Annotated in this window: 19 protein-coding genes and 1 pseudogene; 16 read left to right on the forward strand and 4 right to left on the reverse strand. The window is 26.6% G+C overall.

The window, feature by feature from the left end; translation table 11 throughout:
• Nucleotides 1-101: 101 nt before the first annotated feature.
• From Q0Y03_RS00715 to Q0Y03_RS00730, 4 genes are all read left to right on the forward strand, one after another.
• Nucleotides 102-1,112 carry a dipeptidase gene (locus Q0Y03_RS00715; RefSeq protein ID WP_297711948.1) on the forward strand — a complete coding sequence of 337 codons (1,011 nt, stop codon included), beginning with the start codon at nt 102-104 and terminating at the stop codon, nt 1,110-1,112.
• Nucleotides 1,113-1,247: 135 nt separating this feature from the next.
• Nucleotides 1,248-1,997, forward strand: a complete 750-nt coding sequence (gene truA / locus Q0Y03_RS00720; protein ID WP_297711949.1) for a tRNA pseudouridine(38-40) synthase TruA — start codon at nt 1,248-1,250, stop codon at nt 1,995-1,997.
• A 111-nt stretch (nt 1,998-2,108) separates the two neighbouring features.
• Nucleotides 2,109-2,888 (forward strand): PHP-associated domain-containing protein, encoded by a 780-nt coding sequence (locus Q0Y03_RS00725; RefSeq protein ID WP_297711950.1) that lies wholly within the window; start codon nt 2,109-2,111, stop codon nt 2,886-2,888.
• A gap of 132 nt (nt 2,889-3,020) precedes the next feature.
• Nucleotides 3,021-3,899 (forward strand): tetratricopeptide repeat protein, encoded by an 879-nt coding sequence (locus tag Q0Y03_RS00730; protein ID WP_297711951.1) that lies wholly within the window; start codon nt 3,021-3,023, stop codon nt 3,897-3,899.
• 52 nt (nt 3,900-3,951) lie between these two features.
• On the opposite strand, the gene Q0Y03_RS00735 is transcribed toward Q0Y03_RS00730, so the two are convergent.
• Both Q0Y03_RS00735 and Q0Y03_RS00740 read right to left on the reverse strand, forming a co-directional pair.
• Nucleotides 3,952-4,263: a DUF1540 domain-containing protein gene (locus Q0Y03_RS00735; RefSeq protein ID WP_297711952.1), complete on the reverse strand. Its 312-nt coding sequence runs from the start codon at nt 4,261-4,263 to the stop codon at nt 3,952-3,954.
• A gap of 33 nt (nt 4,264-4,296) precedes the next feature.
• On the reverse strand, nt 4,297-4,839 hold the full coding sequence (locus Q0Y03_RS00740; RefSeq protein WP_297711953.1) for an NADH peroxidase: 543 nt from the start codon (nt 4,837-4,839) through the stop codon (nt 4,297-4,299).
• Between the two features lie 229 nt (nt 4,840-5,068).
• Between Q0Y03_RS00740 and Q0Y03_RS00745 the strand changes: the two genes are divergently transcribed.
• Nucleotides 5,069-5,644, forward strand: coding sequence for a pentapeptide repeat-containing protein (locus Q0Y03_RS00745; protein ID WP_363318694.1), 576 nt, complete (start codon nt 5,069-5,071; stop codon nt 5,642-5,644).
• A gap of 53 nt (nt 5,645-5,697) precedes the next feature.
• On the opposite strand, the gene ytaF is transcribed toward Q0Y03_RS00745, so the two are convergent.
• Entirely contained in the window at nt 5,698-6,333 is a 636-nt protein-coding gene (gene ytaF, locus Q0Y03_RS00750; RefSeq protein ID WP_297711954.1) for a sporulation membrane protein YtaF, read from the reverse strand.
• Nucleotides 6,334-6,543: 210 nt separating this feature from the next.
• Between ytaF and Q0Y03_RS00755 the strand changes: the two genes are divergently transcribed.
• Together Q0Y03_RS00755 and Q0Y03_RS00760 are read left to right on the forward strand one after the other, a co-directional pair.
• On the forward strand, nt 6,544-7,248 hold the full coding sequence (locus Q0Y03_RS00755) for an ABC transporter ATP-binding protein (protein WP_297711955.1): 705 nt from the start codon (nt 6,544-6,546) through the stop codon (nt 7,246-7,248).
• On the forward strand, nt 7,242-10,493 hold the full coding sequence (locus tag Q0Y03_RS00760; RefSeq protein WP_297711956.1) for an FtsX-like permease family protein: 3,252 nt from the start codon (nt 7,242-7,244) through the stop codon (nt 10,491-10,493). The genes Q0Y03_RS00755 and Q0Y03_RS00760 overlap by 7 nt, the downstream gene beginning before the upstream one ends.
• 51 nt (nt 10,494-10,544) lie before the next feature.
• Here the strand turns inward: Q0Y03_RS00760 and Q0Y03_RS00765 are convergent, their stop codons facing one another.
• Nucleotides 10,545-11,444, reverse strand: coding sequence for an AraC family transcriptional regulator (locus Q0Y03_RS00765; protein WP_297711957.1), 900 nt, complete (start codon nt 11,442-11,444; stop codon nt 10,545-10,547).
• 137 nt (nt 11,445-11,581) lie between these two features.
• On the opposite strand from Q0Y03_RS00765, the gene Q0Y03_RS00770 reads away from it, so the two are divergent.
• The 9 genes and pseudogenes from Q0Y03_RS00770 to Q0Y03_RS00810 all read left to right on the forward strand — a co-directional run bounded on the left by Q0Y03_RS00770 (nt 11,582) and on the right by Q0Y03_RS00810 (nt 22,541).
• Nucleotides 11,582-13,918 carry a glycoside hydrolase family 31 protein gene (locus Q0Y03_RS00770; RefSeq protein WP_297711958.1) on the forward strand — a complete coding sequence of 779 codons (2,337 nt, stop codon included), beginning with the start codon at nt 11,582-11,584 and terminating at the stop codon, nt 13,916-13,918.
• A gap of 221 nt (nt 13,919-14,139) precedes the next feature.
• Nucleotides 14,140-17,274, forward strand: coding sequence for a DEAD/DEAH box helicase (locus tag Q0Y03_RS00775; RefSeq protein ID WP_297711959.1), 3,135 nt, complete (start codon nt 14,140-14,142; stop codon nt 17,272-17,274).
• 270 nt (nt 17,275-17,544) lie between these two features.
• The gene (locus Q0Y03_RS00780; protein WP_297711960.1) at nt 17,545-18,522 is read left to right on the forward strand and encodes an aldo/keto reductase; all 978 of its coding nucleotides are present in this window, start codon (nt 17,545-17,547) and stop codon (nt 18,520-18,522) included.
• Between the two features lie 85 nt (nt 18,523-18,607).
• Nucleotides 18,608-18,892, forward strand: a pseudogene (locus tag Q0Y03_RS00785) (aminopeptidase); the annotation flags it as partial.
• A 538-nt stretch (nt 18,893-19,430) separates the two neighbouring features.
• Nucleotides 19,431-19,688 carry an RNase H1/viroplasmin domain-containing protein gene (locus Q0Y03_RS00790; protein ID WP_297711961.1) on the forward strand — a complete coding sequence of 86 codons (258 nt, stop codon included), beginning with the start codon at nt 19,431-19,433 and terminating at the stop codon, nt 19,686-19,688.
• A gap of 342 nt (nt 19,689-20,030) precedes the next feature.
• A complete protein-coding gene (locus tag Q0Y03_RS00795; RefSeq protein ID WP_297711962.1) occupies nt 20,031-20,225 on the forward strand; it encodes a helix-turn-helix domain-containing protein in 195 nt (64 codons plus the stop codon).
• A 216-nt stretch (nt 20,226-20,441) separates the two neighbouring features.
• Entirely contained in the window at nt 20,442-20,591 is a 150-nt protein-coding gene (locus Q0Y03_RS00800) for a hypothetical protein (protein ID WP_297711963.1), read from the forward strand.
• Nucleotides 20,592-20,609: 18 nt separating this feature from the next.
• Nucleotides 20,610-21,947 (forward strand): FtsK/SpoIIIE domain-containing protein, encoded by a 1,338-nt coding sequence (locus tag Q0Y03_RS00805; protein WP_297711964.1) that lies wholly within the window; start codon nt 20,610-20,612, stop codon nt 21,945-21,947.
• A gap of 6 nt (nt 21,948-21,953) precedes the next feature.
• Entirely contained in the window at nt 21,954-22,541 is a 588-nt protein-coding gene (locus tag Q0Y03_RS00810) for a hypothetical protein (RefSeq protein WP_297711965.1), read from the forward strand.
• Nucleotides 22,542-22,612: the final 71 nt, after the last annotated feature.

Consider the following 22,612-nt stretch of genomic DNA (forward strand, 5'->3'; position numbering starts at 1 on the left):
GTGACAGTAAGATTATAGTGGCAAGCATAGGTTTGTCACTTTTTTCATATGAAGTTATATATGGTATAATTAATAGGAAAGAATTTCGGAGGAAAATAGGAATGAAAGTTGCAGATATGCATTGTGATACTATTGGAGAAATTTATGAAAATAAACTTTTAGGTAATTATTATAATTTAAAAGAAAATAATTTTCATATTGATATAAGTAAATTAATTGCAGGAGAATATGTACTACAAAATTTTGCAATGTTTATAGATATAAAAAAGCATAAAACTCCTTATAAAACATTACAAGAAATGATAGCAGTTTATTATGCGGAGTTAGAAACTAATAGAGATATTATTAATCCAGTATATTCATATGAAGATATATGTAAGAGTGAAAAAGAAAATAAAATAGCTGCATTATTAACTATAGAAGATGCAGGAGCACTTGAAGGATCTTTAGAAAATTTAAAAACAGTATATGAGCAAGGGGTTAGGCTTATAACATTAACGTGGAATCATATAAATGGTGTTGGATTTCCTAATTTTAAATTAAATATAGATATAAGTGGTAATGTTATTGAAAAACCAAATTTCACAATACCTAATACGGAATTTGGACTTACTACATTTGGAATTGAATTATTAAGAGAAATGGAGAGTTTAGGAATTATAGTAGATGTTTCACATTTATCCGATGCTGGATTTTATGATGTTTTAAAGTATAGTAAAAAGCCTTTTGTAGCAAGTCATAGTAATGCAAGAGCTGTAACAAATGTTGTTAGAAATTTAACTGATGATATGATAAAGAAGTTAGCAGATAAGGGTGGAATAACTGGAATTAATTTTTGTTCAGATTTTGTTAAACCTACACCATATACAGGATCAACATTTACTTATCTAGAGGATTTAGTGAAGCATATTAAGCATATCAAAAATGTTGGTGGAATAGATGTACTTGCTTTAGGAACAGATTTTGATGGAATAAAAAGTACATTAGAAATTAAAGATGCTTCAAAAATTCAATTATTAGTACAGGCATTATTAAAAAATGGATTTACTTATGATGAAGTAGAAAAAATATTTTACAAGAATATAATAAGAGTATATAAGGAATTATTATAATAAATTTAAAACAAATTACAGAAAAAGAAATTTTAAATAAATTATTAGGAAAGTAATTAAATTCTATATAAAGAAGGTTTTAAACTTAAGAAAAGATAAATTACTGTATAAAATTAAAGAAAAGAGAGATAATGTATGAGAAATATAAGAATGACCATTCAATATGATGGTTCAAGATACAAGGGATGGCAAAAGCAAAATATAAAAGGAACTAGCGTATCAACTATACAAGATAAAATTGAAAAAGTATTATCTAAAATGACAGGTGAAGAGATTCAAGTAATTGGTTGTGGTAGAACTGATACTGGGGTTCATGCAGATAAGTATATAGCAAATTTTAAGACTAATAGTGAAAAGGGGCTACAAGAAATATCGAAATATTTGCATGAGTTTTTACCAGAAGATATATCTGTAACATCATTAAAAGAAGTTAGTGAAAGATTTCATTCCAGGTTAAATGTAATATCAAAAACTTATGTATATACTATTGATAATAATAGATTTGCTAACGTATTTTTGAAAAAATATGCTTATCATGTTGAAGGACAGTTAGATATAGAAAAAATGAAAGAGGCAAGTAAATATTTAATAGGAACTCATGATTTTAGAAGCTTTAGTGGAGTAAAAGATAAATCAAAAAAATCAACAGTAAGAACAATAAATTATATAAATATTACTGAAGAAGATAATATTATAAAAATTGAATATAACGCAAATGGATTCTTACTAAATATGGTTAGAATTTTAAGTGGAACTTTAATAAAGGTAGCAAAAGGAGAAATTGAACCTATAAAAGTAAAGGAATTATTAGAAGAAAAAAGTAGAAGTGAATTAGCCGAAAAGGCACCAGCAAAAGGACTTTGTATGAAAGAAGTAAAATATTAAAATTTTTTTTACTAATTAACATAAAACATATAATCTTAATATACTAATAAATATAGGGTAGTTAAATTACCTTCAGCAATATTTGTAATAAATTAAGGGTGTGGAAAATAGATGAATATGGATTTTCATGTCCATGGATTATTAAGTAAAAGAAAAGATTTTAATAAAGAGTTTTTTATGAATGAAATACATTTTGCAAAAAGTAATGGTCTAAATGGAATAATTCTTTGTGAACACTTCAATGCAAAAGATTTTCTTGTTATTTATGATTTTTTAGAAAATAATTTTATTTATGAAGGAGATAGATATATAGTAGAAGGTATATCAGTATTTCCTGCAATGGAAGTTAGTATTAAAAATAAAGGTCATGTAATTTTAGCTGGTGACAGAGATAGTATTATTGATATTTATGAGCTATTAAAAGAATTTAGAGAAAAAGATAATTTAATAGAATTAGAAGAATTATTAGATCAAGCAGATATATTTAATCTATTAAAGATTGGGGCACATCCATGTAGAAAAGGTCATAAATTATGTAATCAGCCACATGACTTATTAAAGAGGTTAGATGCTTTAGATTTAAATGGGAAGGATATATTTAAAAAGAGTGAAAGTATTGCTAGAGATGAATTAATAAATTTATCTCAAGAGTTAGGACTTAATATTATTACCGGAAGTGATAGTCATACACCTATTCAACTTGGAGGAATATATACTAGCTTGAATAAGGAGTGTTCAACTATAAAAGAATTGAAGGATTGTATAATAAAAGGAGATTATACAATAGAAATAAATTCTGAACTAAACTTTAAAATATTTTCTTCTAAAATATTAAAACGTTATTTATTAAAATCTCAAACATATGATAAAAATACACAGTTTAAAATTTAAATTATACATTTAAATTTGGAGCTATCTTTTTGAAGCTCCAAATTTTAATTTAATTAATTAATATTTGAAAGTTAGCAATATTAATTTATGGAAACAATAATAATAAAGTATTTTAGATAAGGAAGATAAAAGATGGAGAACATAGAAGAAGTATTTAATGAAATATTAATGTATGATGTTCAAGAAGCATTGAAATATAGTAATGATGGATTTAAAAAAAGTGGAAATCCAGAATATTTACTATATACAGCTCATTGCTATTTAGTTCAAGGTTTTTTTGAAGATGCAATTGCAGCTATAGACTTAGCTTTTGAGTTAGGTTGTGACTATATTGTATATGGATATAACATAAAGGGAGAAACACTACTTAATTTAGGTCTTTATGTAGAAAGTAGAAGATGTTTTGAGAGAGTGCTAAAAGAAGAAGAGGAACAATATTTAGCAAATACTTTTTTAATTGAACTAGATATAAGAGAAGGGTTATATGAAGATGCTATAAATAGATGTGTTGATTACATGGAAAACTATGAATGTGATAATAAGATATTGTCTGATTTAAAATGTATTATTGGATGGACATATTTAGTAGATTTAAATAATCCAGAAATAGCTAGGGAAGCATTTATGGAATCTATAGAAGCAAATAAGGAATGTTCAAGATCTTATACTGGGTTAGGAGTATATGAAGCTAATCATAAAAGGTTTAATGAAGCAATTGAATATTTCAATAAGGCAATAGAGATAAATGAAAATGATGGAGAAAATTATTTTGGAATAGCAATTTGTAATAAGGAGCTTAATAATTTTGATGTAGTAGAAGAGTATTTAGTTAAAGCAAATTCATTAGAACCAGAAGATAATAGAATAATAGAAGAATATGCTTTTGAACTGCTGAGGCAAGAAAGAAACAAAGATGCAATTGAATATTTTAAAGAGGTTTTAAGAGAAAATCCTAGTAATATAGAAATTAAGAACTTAATTTTAGAATTAGAAAAAAGTAATGAATTTTAATGTACATATAAATGGCAAATAGATTAGAAATTTAATCTATTTGCCATAAAATTTACTTTTCAAAACTTTCGCAACAAGTTTCAGTGTATATATTAGCACGAGATCCTGATACATTTATAGATGAAAGAGTGCAATTACAGTTTTCATTATGTACACATTCTGTTGCTTTACATATTAAACAATCACAACAACCAGCGCTATTAGTGTTATTTGTTAAATCGCTATAGTGTTTCTTATCTAAAAATGACCCACAGCAAGTATCATTATCAGTAGATGATGAACTAGCTATATCAACACGATTAGAATAACATACACCAGATTTATTATGAGAACAACTATTTACATCACAATTAATTTTTTGCATTTATAAATCCCCTTTCGATAATAAACTTAGTAATTAACTAAAATACCTGTCTAATAATCCTTTAAATGCTCTTCCATGTCTTGCTTCATCTTTGCACATTTCATGAACTGTATCATGAATAGCATCTAAATTATGTTGTTTAGCTAATGCTGCAAGTTTTTTCTTTCCATCGCATGCACCAAATTCAGCTTCGACTCTAGCTTCTAGATTTGCTTTACTACTTGCAGTAACTACTTCACCTAAAATTTCAGCGAATTTACTAGCATGATCAGCTTCTTCATAGGCAATTCTTTTATATGCTTCTGCTATTTCTGGATATCCCTCACGATCAGCTACACGAGACATAGCTAAGTACATACCAACTTCAGTACATTCACCATTAAAGTTAGCTCTTAAACCTTCAATAATTTCTGGTTCTATATCTTCACAGATACCAACTCTATGCTCATCAGCCCATTGTAGCTCTCCACTCATTTCTTCAAATTTGCTAGCAGGTGCTTTACATATTGGACAGACTTCTGGAGGAGTATCCCCTTCATGTACGTATCCACATACGGTACAAATAAATTTTTTCAATTAAAAAAACCTCCTTTATATTTAATTCCAAATAAACATCTATATTATTATTTCTCTCTTAAGAATTAATATGCATTTGTAAAATATAGAAATTTTAGTTGACTTTTTAATTAAAAATATATAAGATTGTAGGATATACTAGGAAATAAGAGGAGAAGAAAATGGCAAAGGATAATAGCGGAAGTGAAAATTTTCACTATAATAATATAGAAAAAAAGATAAGAAGTTTATGTATAAGAATTTTAAAAGAAGTAATTGCTATAATTGTAATTTTTCAAATTCAAACTTTAATTTTGCAACTTTTAGAGGTGCACATTTTAAAACTTGTAGTTTTATGAATGGAACTTTTGAGGGAACAGAATTTATAGGAACTAATTTAAAAAATAGTAAGTTTAAAAATGCAAAATTTAAAAATGCTATTTTTGAAGGTGCAAATTTAGATGGTACTGACTTTAAAGATGCAAAATTTGAAAATACTATATTTTTAGGATGTAAATTAGAAAAAACAAAGAATTTTAGTACACAGCTTCAAGGTGTAAGAGTATTTGAAGGAATGCCTGAAATAAATATAAGTTTAGAATTAGAAGAATCATTAAATAGTTTAATGGAAAATAAGTATGTTAAGGCTTCTAGAATTTTTGATACAAAGGAAGGTAATATTAATACTTTAACATTAATGATACTTAAAGAAAACTTCAATGAAGAAGAATTAATTAAAGGCTTCAAGGAAATAAAATCACAAATAGATAGAGACTTTTATACTATAAGTTATATTATAAGACTTATTAATAAAGTAATAGCATAGAGCAAAAAAATATGCTCCTCAGTTAAAATATAATGAGGGGCATATTTTTATTTTTATAGTAATTGAAATATTCCCATTACTATAATTATTATAGCTGATATTAAGCCAGAATATTTACCAAAAATTTTAGACAAAAAGCTATTACCTATTTTTAAACCTAAAATTAATATGAGTATACTAAATATAAATGTAAAAATTGTAGTTAAAGGAATGCTTATTCCTGACATACTTGCACCAAGACCCAGAGCAAAGTTATTTAGGCTAAGTGCTAGTGCTAGGGAGATAGCCTCTTTAGCTTCAATATTACCAGAACCATCTGTATCGGCAGTTTTATTGTTAATTAATATATCGTCGTAATGTAATGATTCAATAATATCTTTATTTTCTTTTGAGGTATTTATTTCATTTTTCTTTAAATTTCTTCGTTCTTTAAAGAAATCAAATGTCATAAATAAGCCAACAATAATTAAAAGAATTGCACCAATATAGTTACAAATATATACAGGAATAAGTTTGTTTAAAATAGCACCTAAAATCATTGAAATGAAGGTGCCTAAAGTAACAATTAATGCAATTATTATATTAATAGAAAATTTAATTCTTATTTTCTTAATTCCATAAGCAATTCCTATTATTAAACTATCTAAACTTGCGGAAAATGCTAATAAAATAGATGAAATTATATGCATATGTCGCTCCTTATATATTATTATACTAATTATTATATTCAAATCTAAAAACTTCGTTCATTAGACAAAAAATGATATATATTATAATGAATATATAAATTTAAAAGAATATATGAATAAAATTTGAAAAAATATCATATTTGTTGTAGAGAAATTTTAAGTGTTGTATACTGATGACATATAAACCATAACAATGGAGGAGAAACAAGTTTGGGAAAGTATATAGAGTTTAGAGATGTAAAGAAGAAATATAAGATGGGAGAAGTAGAAATTGATGCCTTGGGTGGAGTTGATTTTTCAGTAGATAAAGGAGAATTTGTTATAATTGCAGGAGCTAGTGGTGCTGGGAAAAGTACCATTTTAAATATTTTAGGTGGTATGGATACAGTATCATCAGGGAAAGTTATAGTTGATAATAATGAGATTAGTAAATATTCTCAAAAGGATTTAATAACATATAGAAGGTATGATATAGGATTTGTATTTCAATTTTATAATTTAGTTCAAAATCTTACTGCAAGGGAAAATGTAGAATTAGCCACTCAAATTTCAAAAAATCCATTAAATATTGATAAGGTTTTAGATTCAGTTGGGTTAAGAGAGAGAAAAAATAATTTTCCATCACAGCTATCAGGTGGAGAGCAACAAAGGGTGGCTATAGCAAGAGCAATAGCAAAGAATCCTAAATTATTACTTTGTGATGAACCTACTGGGGCATTAGATTATAATACTGGTAAAGCTATATTAAAGTTACTACAAGATACTTGTAGAAAAGAAGGGGTTACGGTAATAATAATTACACATAACTTAGCTTTAACTCCTATGGGAGATAAAGTTATTGAGGTTAAGAATGGTAAAATTCAAAAAATTACTATAAATGAAAATCCAGTTCCTGTGGAAAGGATTGAATGGTAATTATGAAAAATGCATTATGGAAAAATATATTTAGAGATATAAGGAAATCTAAAGGAAGATTTATTTCAATTGCCTCAATTATTGCTTTAGGGGTAATGTTATTTGCCGGAGTAAAAATTGCACCTATAGATATGAAGGCTACAGCAGATAAGTACTATGATGATTATAATTTAATGGATTTGCGAGTAATATCAACTTTAGGATTAACTGATGAAGATGTAAAGGATATAAAAAATATAGATGGTGTTTTAGGTGTTGAACCATCAAAAACTTTAGATGTTATATCAAAAATAGATTCAGATGAGTTTGTAATTAGAGTTCATAGTTTACCTAATGATAATTTAAATGATGATAATGAAGATTATATAAATAGATTAAATTTAATTGAAGGACATTTACCTACTAAAGAAGGTGAATGTGTTATTGCTAGAGAAAGCTTTGGAAGTCTAAATTTGAAAATAGGAGATAAACTCAACTTAAATTCTGGTGATGATAGTGACATTAAAGATAGCCTTGCAACTAATGAATATGAAGTTGTAGGTATAGTAGAAACGCCTTATTATTTAAGTGATCAAATTGGAAATAGTAGTATTGGAAATGGTACTGTAAAGACATATATGTTTATAAATGAATTTGATTTTAAAAGTGAAGTATATACAGATATTTATGTAACTGTTAAGGATGCTAAAGCTTTAGATTCATATGATGAGAAATATTTTGATGTAACAGATAAGGTTAAGGAATCTATAGAAAACATTTCCAATATAATGATTGATAGAAGATATGATGAAGTAATAAATGAAGCTAATGAAGAATTAAATAAAGGCAAAGATGAATATCAAGCTAAAAAGAGTGAAGTTGAGGAAAAATTAGAAAAAGCTCGGAATGAAATAGATAACTCAAGAAAGACATTGACTGAAGGGGAAGATGAACTTAATATTAAGAAGAATGAGTTAGAAAATTCATTGAAGATTGGACAAGAGGATATTTTAAAAGCAGAGCAAGAATTAAATGAAAAAGAATCACAGCTTAATGAAGGAATAGATAAATTTTATGAGGTAAAAGAAACTATAGAGCAGGAGTTTATTAAAGCTGAAAAATCTATCAATGATTCAGAAGTTTATTTAGAAGGTTTACTAAGTCAGAAGTCTTCACTAGAGGATATGTTAAAAGATGAGAGTCTAAGTGATGAAGAAAAAGTTTCTATTGAAGTAAAAATAAATTCATTAGATGTCATAATAAAAGAAGCTAATGATAAAGTTAATGTAGCAAAATCGGAGCTTCAAATCAGGAAAGATGAATTATTAGCAAAAGAGAATGATTTAAACTTAGCTAAGATACAAATAGAAGAAGGTAGAAATAAAGTTAATCAATCAAAGGTTGATTTAGAAGAAGCTAAAAATCAAGGATATGCTCAAATAGAAAATGCAAAAGCAGAAATAGAAAATGGAAAAGTAAAGTTAGCTGAGGGAGAAAAAGAGCTAGGGGAAAATAAGAAAAAAGCGGAAGAGGAGCTTTCTAAAGCAAGGGAAGAGTTAGAAGAAGCAGAAGAGAAAATATCAGAAATAGAAAAGCCAGATCTTTATGTTTTAGATAGAAAGTCACATTATTCTTATGTAGACTATGAAAATAGTGCAAATAGTATTGATAAATTATCAAATGTATTTCCAGTATTTTTCTTTGTAGTAGCAGCACTAGTATGTTTAACAACAATGACTAGAATGGTAGATGAGCAAAGAGTAAATATAGGAACATTAAAAGCTTTAGGATATCATAAAGGAAGTATTGCTAAAAAGTTTATTGTTTATGCATTGTTTGCAAGTTTAATTGGATGTATAGTAGGAATAGCTTTAGGTTTTACTGCTTTACCATTAGTGATTTTTGATGCATATAACATATTATATATATTACCTAAAATGACCTATGTAGTTCATGTACCTTTAGCGATAATGATTTTTGCTGTAGCTATAGGAGTAACTACATTATCAACATATGCAGCATGTAGAATTGAACTTATAGAAGTTCCATCAATGTTAATGAGACCTAAGGCACCAAAAGAGGGAAAAAGAATTTTATTGGAAAGAATTCCTTTTATTTGGAATAGATTTAATTTTATTGGCAAAGTAACAGTAAGAAATATTTTTAGATATAAAAAGAGATTTTTAATGACTGTAATTGGAATTTCAGGAAGCACAGCGTTGCTAGTTACTGGTTTTGGTATTAAGGATTCTATAAAAACTATTGTAAGTAAACAATATGGAGAATTAACACAATATGATATTTCAATAAATTTAAATGAAGCTATAAATAGTGATGAAAAAAATAATTTAGAAGAATATCTAAAGCAAGATTCAAAGGTAAATGATTTTATTTTTGTAAGAAGTGAAAGTGGAGAAACATTAGCAAATGAAATAAGTAAAAATGTTAATATTATAGTTACTGATGAAGATGAAAAGTTTGATAAATTTGAACATTTACAAGATAGAAAGAGTAAAGAAACAATTATTTTACCTAAGGATGGAATAGCAATAAGTGAAAAGTTAGCTAAATTATTAGATGTTAAAGTTGGAGATGAAATAGAGATTATAAATAATAATGATAATAAATCACGAGCTAAAGTTGGAGCAATAGTAGAACATTATATTAATCATTATGTTTATATTGATGCTGATTATTACAAAGAGGTATTTAATAAGATTCCAGAAGAAAATAGCATATTTATTAAAATAAATAATAAAGATTCTATAAATGAGATATCTAATAATTTAATAGATATAAATGGAGTTTCTGGAGTAATAAGTAATAGTAGTATAAAGGATAATTTTGATAATACAATTAAATCATTAGATTTAGTAGTCTTGGTTATGATATTTTGTGCAGGAGCATTATCATTTATAGTTTTATATAATCTTACAAATGTAAATATTTCTGAACGTATAAGAGAAATAGCTACAATTAAAGTTTTAGGATTCTATGATAAAGAAGTTTCAGCATATATATTTAGAGAAAATATATTATTAACTGTTATTGGAGCAATAGGAGGATTGTTATTAGGTACAGCTTTCCATAAGTTTATAATGGTAACAGTTGAAATGGATTATGTTATGTTTGGTAGAACTATAGACGTTAAGAGTTTTATTATGGCAGCTATTTTAACAATTATTTTCTCATTGTTAGTAAACTATGCTATGTATTATAAGTTAAAGAATGTTAAAATGGTTGAATCTTTAAAATCAGTAGATTAAAAAAAATTATTATTAAAAAAGTAACAGTAAAATTAAACTGTTACTTTTTTGTTATTTTAAAATATCTGAATTTATTGTTCTAAATTCTTTTGGAGTTAAATTATATTTTCTTTTAAATAATTTATTAAAATATGATAGATTATCAAATCCTACTTCTAAGGAAATATCCATTATAGCATTATTAGTGGAGGTCAATAAAATAGATGATTTTTCTAGTCTTAAATTATTAATATATTGAATGCAGGTTAAACCAATGTGCTTTTTGAAAAAACGCATAAAATGATATTCACTATATTGGCAAAGCTCAGCTAAAGTATTTATTGAAATATCTTCAGAATAATGATCATTTATATAATTTAAAACTAATTTAATTTTATTTGTAGTATTAATTGTAAGATTATTTTTATTTTGATGTTTTTCAATTAGATCATTTTTATAAAGTAATGAAAAAAACTTAAATAGTAAAGATTTTAATTCAAGTTCATAAGCGATATCATTTTCATAATAGCAGTATATTATATTTTCTATAACATCAAAGATTTTAGGGTAACACTCTATATTATCTTTAAGGATAATAGGCAATTGATGTTTATGATTTAAAAGAGGAGCAATATATTTTAATAATGCACCATCAGTATTAGAGCTTTTTAACATGTTCATATTAAAAACAAAAGAAGCCCAAGTCATGTTTTCGTTTGGAATAGATGTTAGTGAGTGTAGACTTTGAGAATCAATAATTAAAATATCACCTTTATTTGCAATAAATGAATTTAAATTTATTCTGTAATCACAGCTTCCGTCTAGAACTATAATAACTTCAATTTCCTCATGCCAATGAGCTGCAATAGAAGGAAAGCTTGGACTAAGTGTCCCTTTATAAATTGAAAATGGTAATATAAAGTCACCATGTGTAATATTTTCTTTTAAGTTTATAAAATCTAAATTATTCATTAAATCTCCTAGTATAGCAGTATTGTCTCATAAATTGTTAGTATACTGCAAGTATTATACTTATTTAAATATTATAATAACATTATAATTACATTTTTTAAATAAAATGTTTTGTAAGTAGTAAGGGGAAGAAGATTATGTTTGGAAAAATATTAAATTATGAAGTTAGTGAAAACAAAGTTTTAGTGAATTATGAAAAAATTCAAAGTACTATAACTTTGATAAATGAAAGTGTTGTTAATTTCTTTGTGCCATTTCATAGAGAAGAAAGAAATTCTAAGGCAGTTGAAAACGTATTAAATGGCGAAGTTAAATTTGAGGTTAAATTTGATAGTAAAGTTTTAAATATAAAAACAAATGTTTTAAGTATTAATATTTATGATGATTTTAAAGTTGATATATATAATTCAAAAGGTGAAATTTTATGTAGGGATTATAGAGGGAAAAGAGAGCCTTTTAGAAGGTTAGGGGCGAATTCTACCTTAGCAGCAGAGGAAGGACATAAGTTAGAAGGTCATGAAGAATATAATATTTATGTATCTAAAGTTATGGAAGATGATATGTATTTCTATGGACTTGGAGAAAGAACAGGTTCCTTAAACAAGAAGGGTTATCATTATAGAAATTGGAATACTGATGATCCAACACCACATGGAGAAACATATGCTCAATTATATAAATCAATACCTTTTTTAATAACATTAAAGGATGAAGAGGCTTGTGGTATTTTCTTTGATAATCATTTTGAAAGTCATTTTGATATGGGAAAAGAGAATTCTAAGTATTACTATTTTGGGGCTGTAGATGGTAATTTAGATTATTACTTTATGTATGGACCTACAATAAAGGAAGTAGTTAATAAGTATACTAATCTAACAGGAAAAACACCATTGCCTCAATTATGGACACTTGGATATCAACAATGTAGATGGTCTTATGCTCCACAGGAAAGAGCTATGGAGATTGCTAAGTGTTTTAGAGAAAAGGATATTCCATGTGATACTATTTATTTAGATATAGATTATATGGATGATTTTAGAGTATTTACATGGGATAATAAAAAATTCGAAAATCCAAAAGAATTTTTAAAGAAACTTAAAGAAATGGGATTTAAGGTAGTTACTATTATAGATCCAGGAGTTAAGGTAGATAAAGGATATAAAATATATGATGAAGGTCTAAAGGAAGGGTATTTTGCAACAGATAAAGATGGAATAGTTTATAAGAATTGGGTTTGGCCAGGAAATTCTGTTTTCCCAGATTTTATGAATTCTAAGACAAGAGAATGGTGGTCTGGAAATCAGAAAATAATGATGGATTTAGGTGTGTCAGGAATATGGAATGATATGAATGAACCAGCTAGCTTTAATGGACCTATTCCAGATGATGTAGTTTTTAATAATGATGGAACTTTAGTTACTCATAAAGAAAGTCATAATGTTTATGGGCATATGATGGGCAAGGCCACTTATGAAGGGATTAAGAGAGTTACAAATAAAAGACCATTTATAGTAACTAGAGCATGTTATGCAGGAACTCAAAAGTATGCTACAGTTTGGACTGGAGATAATCAAAGTACATGGGAGCATTTAAGAATGTCATTACCAATGTTAATGAATCTTGGACTTAGTGGTATGGCTTTTTGTGGTACTGATGTTGGAGGGTTTGGACATGATTGTACGCCAGAGCTGTTAAGTAGATGGGTTCAAGTTGGAGCATTTACACCATTATTTAGAAACCACTCAACTATTGGAAGTAGAGAACAAGAACCATGGGCTTTTGATAAAGCTACAGAAGATATAAATAGAAAATATATTAAATTAAGATATAAGTTGATTCCATATTTATACGATATGATGTATAAATGTGAAGAGACAGGAGAACCAATAATTAGACCATTATTATTTAATTATCAAAATGATAGAAAAACATATGAAATAAATGATGAATTTAATTTTGGTGACAATATTTTAGTATCTCCAGTTGTAGAACAAGGATCTAGACATAAGTTAGTTTACTTACCAGAAGGCTATAATTGGATTGACTATTGGAATGGAGAAGAGTATAAGGGTGGTCAATATATAATTAAAGAAGCTCCATTAGATATTTGTCCTATATTTATAAAATCATTATCTATAATTCCAGTAGGAAAAGAACAAAATTATGTTGGAGAAAATAATGATGATATATTAACATTAAATATATATTTAGGTAAAGAAAATGGAGAAGCAACTTATACTCATATATTAGATGATGGTGAAAGTTTTGATTATAAAGATGGAAAGTTAAATAAATATATTATTAACTGTAAATTGTCAGAGGAATTAAGAATAGAATTAAAAGAAAATATAGGATATTCTAAAAATTATAATAAAATAAAAATAATTCTTAATAATTTAGAGCAGACTAAAAAGGTATTCTTCAATAATAAACAAATTGAAGTTAAAGAAAATCAATTTATAGTAGAGCTATAAAATAATAATGTTAATTTTACAACTCAAATAAGAGATGTAATTTTATAAATTTCCACCTTAAATTCAAATATAAAGTAGTTTCATAATAAAATTTTTATGAACTACTTTATATTTTTTTTATACTAAAATATTTAAGTAATAAGATAAATTTATAGATATTAACGTAGATAACAACTTATGATATAATGATTAAATTAATTATATGATAATGAGGTGAAGATGTGGATTTAAAAATTTTATTAGATAATGTATTAGCCTTAGGATCTAATATTAGTATAAAAGATGGTAAAGAGATTTATAAAAATAGATTAGTATCAAATTTAAGTAGTAAAAAGATTAACGATATTTATCATATATATTCAAAAGTAACAGAAGAGGATAATAGTAAGGAGTATAGTTGTCATATTAAGTACAATTTAAAAAGTGAAAGAGTAATAGGTGCAACATGTACATGTAGTACATATGAAGAATTTTCAAAGCATAAAACTAATTATATTTGTAAGCATATAATTGCAACTATATTTTATTTCTATATTGTAGCAAAAAATAAAATAAAGAAAATAAATAAGGAAAATACAATCTTAAATAAGAAAAAGGAAATCAAAGTAAATGTTGAAAAGAAGATACTAAATTTAGATTTGGATATTAAAAGAAACGAAAATAGGACATTTGATATACAAATTAGAATAGGCGAAAATAACACTTATTTAATTCCTAAAATTAGTGAGTTTTTAAAGTGTAAAGAGGTAAAAGGACAGCTGAGAATTAATGGCGAATTCTTATATAATAGCTCTTATATGAAATTTAAGGAAGAGGATGAAAAGCTTTTAAATTATATAGTTTTAAACTTAAATAGAGAAGATTCCTTTAAGGTTGTAGAAGGTAAGGCTTTAAGAATTGATGAAGAGTATATAGAAGAAATTTTAAAGTTAGTAAGTGATAATAGAAAAGTTAAGTTAAATTATGATTATATTAATTATGAAAGCTATATTATAAAAGAGGATATGCCTTTATCTTTCACAGTAAAAATAGATTTTGATAAAATAATTTTGACTACAAAGAAGAAGTTACCTATTCCTCTAAATGATAATTTTACCGTGTTTTTAAATGATAGGAAAATTTACTTACCAAGTGATAATCAAATAAATAACTATAAAGTATTGTATCATAACTTAAAAAGTAATGGGAAAATAGAGTATCCTAAACAGGAAGCTTATATTAATAAGTTATTTAATTTATTAAGTAATATTAGTAAAGATATAATGTTAGGTGAGGGAGTTAAAAATCTTTGTAGAAATTATTATAAAGTTAAAATTTTCTTTAAAAATGAAAATAATGATATTAAGTGTAAAGCCACTGTTAATTATTTTGGAAAAATAATCAATATATTAGATAAAAATATAGATTACTTCCTAAGAGATAATAATTTTGAAGAAGAAATATCAATGAAGTTAGAAAGATATAGATTTATAAAAAAGGCAAATGAATTTTTATTTATTGGAAATGATGAAGAGCGGTATGAGCTTTTAACTAATGGATTAAAGTTCTTTGAAGTATTTTCTAGATTAGAGTTTTCTAAGAGTTTTAATGAAGTTAATATTCTAGGGAGTAATGATATATATGCTATATTTGAGGGGAAAGATGAGGAGTTAAGGTTTAAATATGATATAGATGGATTAGATTATAGTGAGTATATAAATGTATTACAAGCTTTAGAAGATAATAGGGATTTTTATAAAACTAAAACAGGGCGACTATTAAATTTAAGAGATTTAGGAATAGCTAATTTCTTTAATATTATTGATAATTTAATATATAACCAAGAAATATATGATGGTGAAATAGAGATAGATAAAAGTAAAGCTATATTTATAGAGGAAAATATAGAAAATTATAATCTAAACTTTATAAGAGGAGCAGAAATTTTAAAAGTAATTTCCAAAAGATTAGAAAGTAGATTTATAGAAGAAGTTAATGGAGTAAAAGAATTAAATGGCATATTAAGAAATTATCAAGTTACTGGTTTAAATTATTTGTTATCTTTAAGTGAAATGAATTTTGGTGGAATTTTAGCAGATGAAATGGGACTTGGAAAGACTATTCAAGTAATAGCATTTTTATTACATAAGAAAAATAAAAGGTCATTAGTAATTACACCAACATCTCTTATATATAATTGGAAAGAAGAGTTTGAAAAGTTTGCACCAAGTTTAAATGTTGGAGTTATTCATGGAAGTAAGGGTGCTAGAAATAAAGTATTAGATAATAAAGAAGATTATGATGTTCTTTTAACTACTTATGGAACAATAAAAAATGATATAGAATTTTATAAAAATGAAATTTTTGATTATTGTATTATAGATGAAGCACAAAATATTAAAAATACCAAAGCACAAAATACTAAGATAATTAAAGAGATAAATGCAAAAGTAAAATTTGCATTAACAGGTACTCCTATAGAAAACTCATTAATTGAATTATGGTCAATTTTTGATTTTATAATGCCAGGATATTTATTTGATGAAAAGAAATTTAAGAAGAAGTTTGTTAATAGAAGTGAAAAGGAAATTAAGGAGTTAAGGTCTTTAATAAAACCATTTATATTAAGAAGATTAAAAAGAGATGTTATAACTGAATTGCCTGAAAAGATTGAGAAAAAGTATTATGTTCCAATGACTAGTGAACAAAAGTTAGCTTATAAAAATTATATGAAAGAGGTTAAGTTAAAGTTAAAAACTGGAGAAGATGATAATATAACGATTTTCTCTTATTTAACACGATTAAGACAGATATGCCAAGATCCTATTTTAGTTAATAAAGATTATACTGGTGATAGCGGAAAGTTAAATGTTGCTCTTGAGATAATAGAGGAAGTTATAGAAGATAATAATAAAATGTTAGTATTTTCTCAATTTACTTCAGTATTAAAAAAGATAGAAGAGGAATTAAATATAAGAAAAATAAAAAATAAATACTTAGATGGATCTACTAGTGCTAAGGAAAGAATAAAACTTGTATCAGAGTTCAATGAAAGTAAGGAACCAGAGATTTTCTTGATTTCATTAAAAGCAGGAGGAACAGGACTTAACTTAACATCAGCAAAGTTTGTTATGCATATGGATCCATGGTGGAATCCTGCAATAGAGGACCAAGCAACAGATAGAGCTCATAGAATAGGACAAAAAAATATAGTTGAAGTAATTAAGCTTATTGCTAAAGATACAATTGAAGAAAAAATTATTCAGCTACAAGAAGATAAGAGGGAAATAATAAATAGTGTTATGAGTGATGACAGTTTAAATATAAATAATATTTCTAAATTAACAAATGAAGAAATTTTGGAGTTATTTAGATAGAGTAATATAATTTATTTTTAATAAAAAAGATATATTGAGAAAAAAGAATAATGATGCTGGATTTACAAACTTTAAGTGTCTATACATTTAAAAATATTTTTATATATAAGAAATTAATAGGCTTAGATTTAAAATGACTGACAGTTATTTTAAATCTAAGCATTATTTTATATTTAATTAAATAAAAATAAATTTAAAAATTTTATTGACTTTGAGTTAACTCCAAGGAATATAATTATAATTTAATTTATAATTTATAGGAGGAACGTTATGGAATATGTAAAGTTAGGAAATACAGGATTAGAAGTATCAAAAATTTGTTTGGGGTGTATGAGTTTTGGTGACTCTACAAAATGGATTCATAGTTGGGTGCTAAATGAAGAAGAATCAAGAAAAATTATCAAAAAATCATTAGATTTAGGAATTAATTTTTTTGATACTGCAAATGTATACGGATTAGGAGCAAGTGAAGAGATTTTAGGAAAAGCTCTAAAAGATTATGCAAATCGTGATGAAATCGTAATAGCAACAAAAGTCAGTGGAGCTATGGGCGAGGGTCCTAATAGTTCAGGGTTATCTAGAAAGGCTATTATAAATGAGGTTGAAAAATCTTTAAATCGTTTAGGAGTTGATTATATTGATATTTTATATATTCATAGATGGGATTATGAAACACCTATTGAAGAAACAATGTGCGCTCTTAATGATTTAGTGAGAGCTGGAAAAGTTCTTTACTTAGGAGCTTCATCTATGTATGCATGGCAGTTTGCAAAGGCTCAATATATAGCAGAAAAGAATGGATGGACAAAGTTTTCAGTTATGCAAGGACATTATAATTTATTATATAGGGAAGAGGAAAGAGAGATGAATCCCTTATGTAATGATATGGGAGTGGCGTTAGTTCCATATAGTCCTTTAGCAGCCGGTCGTTTGACACGTGATTGGGAATCAGATTCAAAAAGATTTAAAGAAGATAATATTGCAAAAGGAAAATACGATGAAACTGAAGGGCAAGACAAAATTATTGTTCAAAGAGTTTCAGAAATTGCTAAAAAATATAATGCAACAAAATCACAAATTGCAGTTTCGTGGTTATGGAGAAAAGGGGTTACTGCACCTATTGTTGGAATAACAAAGGAAAAATATTTAGATGATTTTGTAGGGGCATTAGATATTAAATTAACTGATGAGGATATTAACTACTTAGAGGAAGCTTATGTACCACATAATATTGTTGGACATAAGTAAAAGTTATAAAGCAAATTAGAATATATAGAAAAATTATGGTAATATAAATGATATAGAATTAATTTGCTAAATTTAGGAGGGAAAAATGAGTAATAATTTTAGTATTAATAAGGAATTTTTATTAAAAACAGCAAAAGATATACTAGAGTTTAATAGTCCTACAGGTTTTTGCTTTGAAATTATGGATAAGATAGAAGAGCTTGTTAAGGCTTTTAGATATAAGTTTGAAAGAAATAATAAGGGATGTGGAATAATTACAGTCCAAGGACAAAATAATGAAAAGACAGTTGGGCTTTGCGCTCATGTAGATACATTAGGAGCTATGGTTAGATCTATAACAGCAAATGGAACTTTAAAGTTAACTATACTTAAAGACAAGGTCATACAATCAAAAACAGCTTAAAATAATAACTATGGCCTTGTAGAGAGGCAGTAAACTACTAAAAAGTTATAGGTTAGTATCGCCGATGCAGAAAGGATACCTCCGTACAATATACCTAGTCCTTACTTCTGGGTGTACGGGAAAGAGAGCGGTGACGGCTTAATGGTCTGGAGGAGGTTCTAGGAGTGTAGGCACTCGGGAACTATAGACATATAATTCGTAAGCACTATGGATAGAACTGTAGTGTAAAAAGTCTATAGGAAGAAATTCGTAACAAGTAAGGTGTAATAAGTGAGGCGACCGAGGTTATACCTTCTATCCTACATTGCAGTTATTCCCTTACTGTTGTTAATTAGACAAGCCATCTTTTTAGCAATGGTAAGGGAATAACTGCGTCCATTCAGCTCCCTTAGTTGCCCTTCTATCCTACGCCTTCGGCAGTAAATTACAAGTCTTTATTTTAAAAAGTTTATTAACTATAATTAAAGTAGTAAATTAATTAAAGTAAAGAAGAAGGTGAGAGAATATGGCTACCAAGCAAAAATACTATGCTATTAAAACTGGTAAAGGTGTTAAGGATAAAATAGTAACAAGCTGGTCAGAGTGTGAAGCTTTAGTTAAAGGCTATCCAAGCGTATATAAGTCATTCAAAAGTGAAGAAGAAGCTAAATTATATCTTGGATCAATAAAAGATACAGATAAGAAATTAGAAGAGAATAATAAAGCAATGGAATATAATAAAGCTAAGAAGAAAGGAACTGTATCCGTAGCAATTTTTTTTTAAAGGTGTTAGAATAGATAAAACAATAGCAGAAGAGTTTGAAAGCAAATGCAATGATCTAAACATATCTAAAGAGAAGATATTAAATGAATTGATAAAAGAGTGGGTGGACTAGACTCACTCTATTTTTTATCAATAATATCTTTATGAAATTTATGGAGTTCTTCTAAGTTATTTTTAACATTTGCTAATAGCATATTAATTATTAATAATCCACCAATTATTAAAAAATAACACTAACAATTATATAAGTTAAAAATTCTATCATTCACATCACCTCGTGTACAATTATTACCAAAATATGTTATAATAAACAAAATAAATTGAATAATAGAGGTGGAGAAAGTGCTAAAGAATAGATTAAAAGAAATACGTATGAAAGAATATATGATGAACCAAAAAGAGTTTGCAGAAATGTTAGGAATAAATCACACAACCTATTCTAAGATAGAAAATTATAAGAAAACAGTAAGCTTAGAGAATGCTTATTTAATAGCAGAGAAATTAAATAGAAAGATAGAGGATATTTGGTACAACTAGCCAAGTATCCTTTTTTTGATATTGAATTGATAGAAATATAAAAAAAAATTATATATCATGCAACTTTTATGATAGATGTACATATACATATACTATAGATAAGCAATAAGACAAGTATAAAGCTAATACAATAAGTGAAGATGTCGATTAGGATAATGATTTTTTTGATTAGCTAGTTATACAACAGTTTAGAGATAGAAGAATAGAGGTGAGGTTATGGGTATAATTATCGGTGCATGGATTATATTTACTTTAATTGGTTGTGTTTTGTGTAGAAATACTAATAAGCTAAAAATTATGAGTTGCAGAAGTTTATTGAAGAGATATAAGAGATTAGATGATTCAGATAGTAAATCATTATTTTAAGTAATAGGAGCCATAATAATGCCTATAAGGGATGGAATAAAAATAGCTAAATTCGAGAAAAAGTGGATATCGTTAATGGCTAATTTGGGACTATACAATAAGTTAAAGCAAACTTATAGCCTTAACAAGACCAAAATTACTTCATATGGTTATAAATCATTAATATTGATAGTCGATGGATTATCTTTAAGTAAATTAGAAACAAATAAAGAATATATTCAAGATTCTTTTGGTTGTATGTGTGTGTTTAATAAAGCTAAAAGAAGTAATCTTATTAATGCTGAATTTATATTTAATACACCAATAAAGCTTAAATATTTACCTATAGATAAATTAAAACCTTGGGAGATTTATCTAGGAAACGATTATACAGGAAAACCTATAATAATAGACTTAATTAAATATCCACATATTTTGATAACTGGAGGTACGAGATCTGGAAAATCTAAAATGACGGATTGTATACTAACTAATTTAATCACTAATTGTAGAGAAAAAGACTTGGAGTTGTATTTATGCCAAGTAGCTAAAAGTGATTTAATTTTATATGAAGATGCTAAACAAACAAGAGCATTTGCAGACACATTAGATAAGACATTAACTGTATTACAGCATATAGAGAAAAAGATGAATGAAAGAAATGAACTAATTAAACCATATAGAAAAAAGGCAAAAGCAGATAACTACATGGACTATAATAAGATAAATCCTATCGATAAATTAAGTACAGTATATGTTGTTTTCGATGAAATGAGTTCATTATTTAATGAAAAAGGATGTACTAAAGAAGATAAAGAAATTAAGCGAACAATAGTTGCAGGAGTAGAGAAAATAGCACAATATGGTGCAAGTTTAGGGGTATTCTTGATTTGTAGTTTACAAAGACCAACAGCGGATAATCTTAGTAGTTTTATTAAATCCCAATGTACCTGTAGGATAAGTTTTAGGCAGAATAATAGTAAAAGTTCTGAAGTTGCATTAGATGATCCTAATTTAGCATTGGGGTTAGAACAAATAGAATTTATATATTATACAAATAAATATAGTTATGGATTAGTTCCATTAGTAGATAACAAAGTCGTTTATAGCTTAATAAAAGAGTTTTTGGAGGATAGACATAGAGATTTATTCCGAGATATTGCATTAATGAAAAGAGGGTATAAAACTAAAGAAAAGGTCAAGGAAGTATTTCCTAGTCATATATATAGCAAAACCACAGAGGATATATTAAAAGAGAATATAGCACAGATAGAAGGGTATGTACCATATTGCCCATCTAGCAATGTGATTGTAATAGATAAAACAAATGTACCTACAATTACTGAGAAGCCTAAAAGGGGAAGGGAGAAGTTATAGATTTATATGATTACGGATAGAGACCGAGAAATAATTAATTTTATTTATTCAATAGGATTTATTACTATAGAACAATGTGGAAAGATATTTTACTCAAATTCAAAGGTAAGCTATGATCTAGCTAGAAGAAGATTGAAGAAAATAGCTGAAGGTGGAGATTATATTAAGCGATTTACCAATGGTGAAACTAGGCAAATAATATATATACCAAAAGATAGTAGATTAAAGAAACTATCCAAGCATGATATTTTAGTAATAGATTACTTAGCTGAATTGAAGTCGCTGGGAGTTGATATAGAAAAAATAGAAGTGGAGAAGGATCTTGGAGGAGTTATTCCAGATGCTTTAATTAGTTTTAGATTTGGTGGTTATAGATACTATCAATTATTAGAAGTACAGCTGAGACATGACTATGTAGATATTAATAGATTTAATAAAGTTGAGACCGACATCTTGTTGGCTACAAATAATGTATTACCATCAATTATTATCATTCAAAATACAAACAAAGACTACTCTAAAGACAGTAAGACAGATATGCAGATAATACAGCTAAAAACATCCTTAGAAGATGTCGCTAAAGTGCTAATTTAATATAGCTACGATGTTTGCGTCAAGCACGTTAAGATAGAGCAGGTATAAGCAAGCAATAGTGTAATTTTGTA

This window comes from Clostridium sp. (genome assembly GCF_026168755.1).
Lineage (GTDB): Bacteria > Bacillota > Clostridia > Clostridiales > Clostridiaceae > Clostridium.

Coding starts and splice junctions, on each gene's coding strand:
- Q0Y03_RS00760 (WP_297711956.1), top strand. CDS start 7,242: ATGGTAATTATGAAAAATGCATTATGGAAAAATATATTTAGAGATATA.
- Q0Y03_RS00715 (WP_297711948.1), top strand. CDS start 102: ATGAAAGTTGCAGATATGCATTGTGATACTATTGGAGAAATTTATGAA.
- Q0Y03_RS00810 (WP_297711965.1), top strand. CDS start 21,954: ATGATTACGGATAGAGACCGAGAAATAATTAATTTTATTTATTCAATA.
- Q0Y03_RS00725 (WP_297711950.1), top strand. CDS start 2,109: ATGAATATGGATTTTCATGTCCATGGATTATTAAGTAAAAGAAAAGAT.
- truA (WP_297711949.1), top strand. CDS start 1,248: ATGAGAAATATAAGAATGACCATTCAATATGATGGTTCAAGATACAAG.
- Q0Y03_RS00790 (WP_297711961.1), top strand. CDS start 19,431: ATGGCTACCAAGCAAAAATACTATGCTATTAAAACTGGTAAAGGTGTT.
- Q0Y03_RS00745 (WP_363318694.1), top strand. CDS start 5,069: ATGTATAAGAATTTTAAAAGAAGTAATTGCTATAATTGTAATTTTTCA.
- Q0Y03_RS00805 (WP_297711964.1), top strand. CDS start 20,610: ATGCCTATAAGGGATGGAATAAAAATAGCTAAATTCGAGAAAAAGTGG.
- Q0Y03_RS00730 (WP_297711951.1), top strand. CDS start 3,021: ATGGAGAACATAGAAGAAGTATTTAATGAAATATTAATGTATGATGTT.
- Q0Y03_RS00780 (WP_297711960.1), top strand. CDS start 17,545: ATGGAATATGTAAAGTTAGGAAATACAGGATTAGAAGTATCAAAAATT.
- Q0Y03_RS00735 (WP_297711952.1), bottom strand. CDS start 4,263: ATGCAAAAAATTAATTGTGATGTAAATAGTTGTTCTCATAATAAATCT.
- Q0Y03_RS00800 (WP_297711963.1), top strand. CDS start 20,442: ATGGGTATAATTATCGGTGCATGGATTATATTTACTTTAATTGGTTGT.
- Q0Y03_RS00765 (WP_297711957.1), bottom strand. CDS start 11,444: ATGAATAATTTAGATTTTATAAACTTAAAAGAAAATATTACACATGGT.
- ytaF (WP_297711954.1), bottom strand. CDS start 6,333: ATGCATATAATTTCATCTATTTTATTAGCATTTTCCGCAAGTTTAGAT.
- Q0Y03_RS00770 (WP_297711958.1), top strand. CDS start 11,582: ATGTTTGGAAAAATATTAAATTATGAAGTTAGTGAAAACAAAGTTTTA.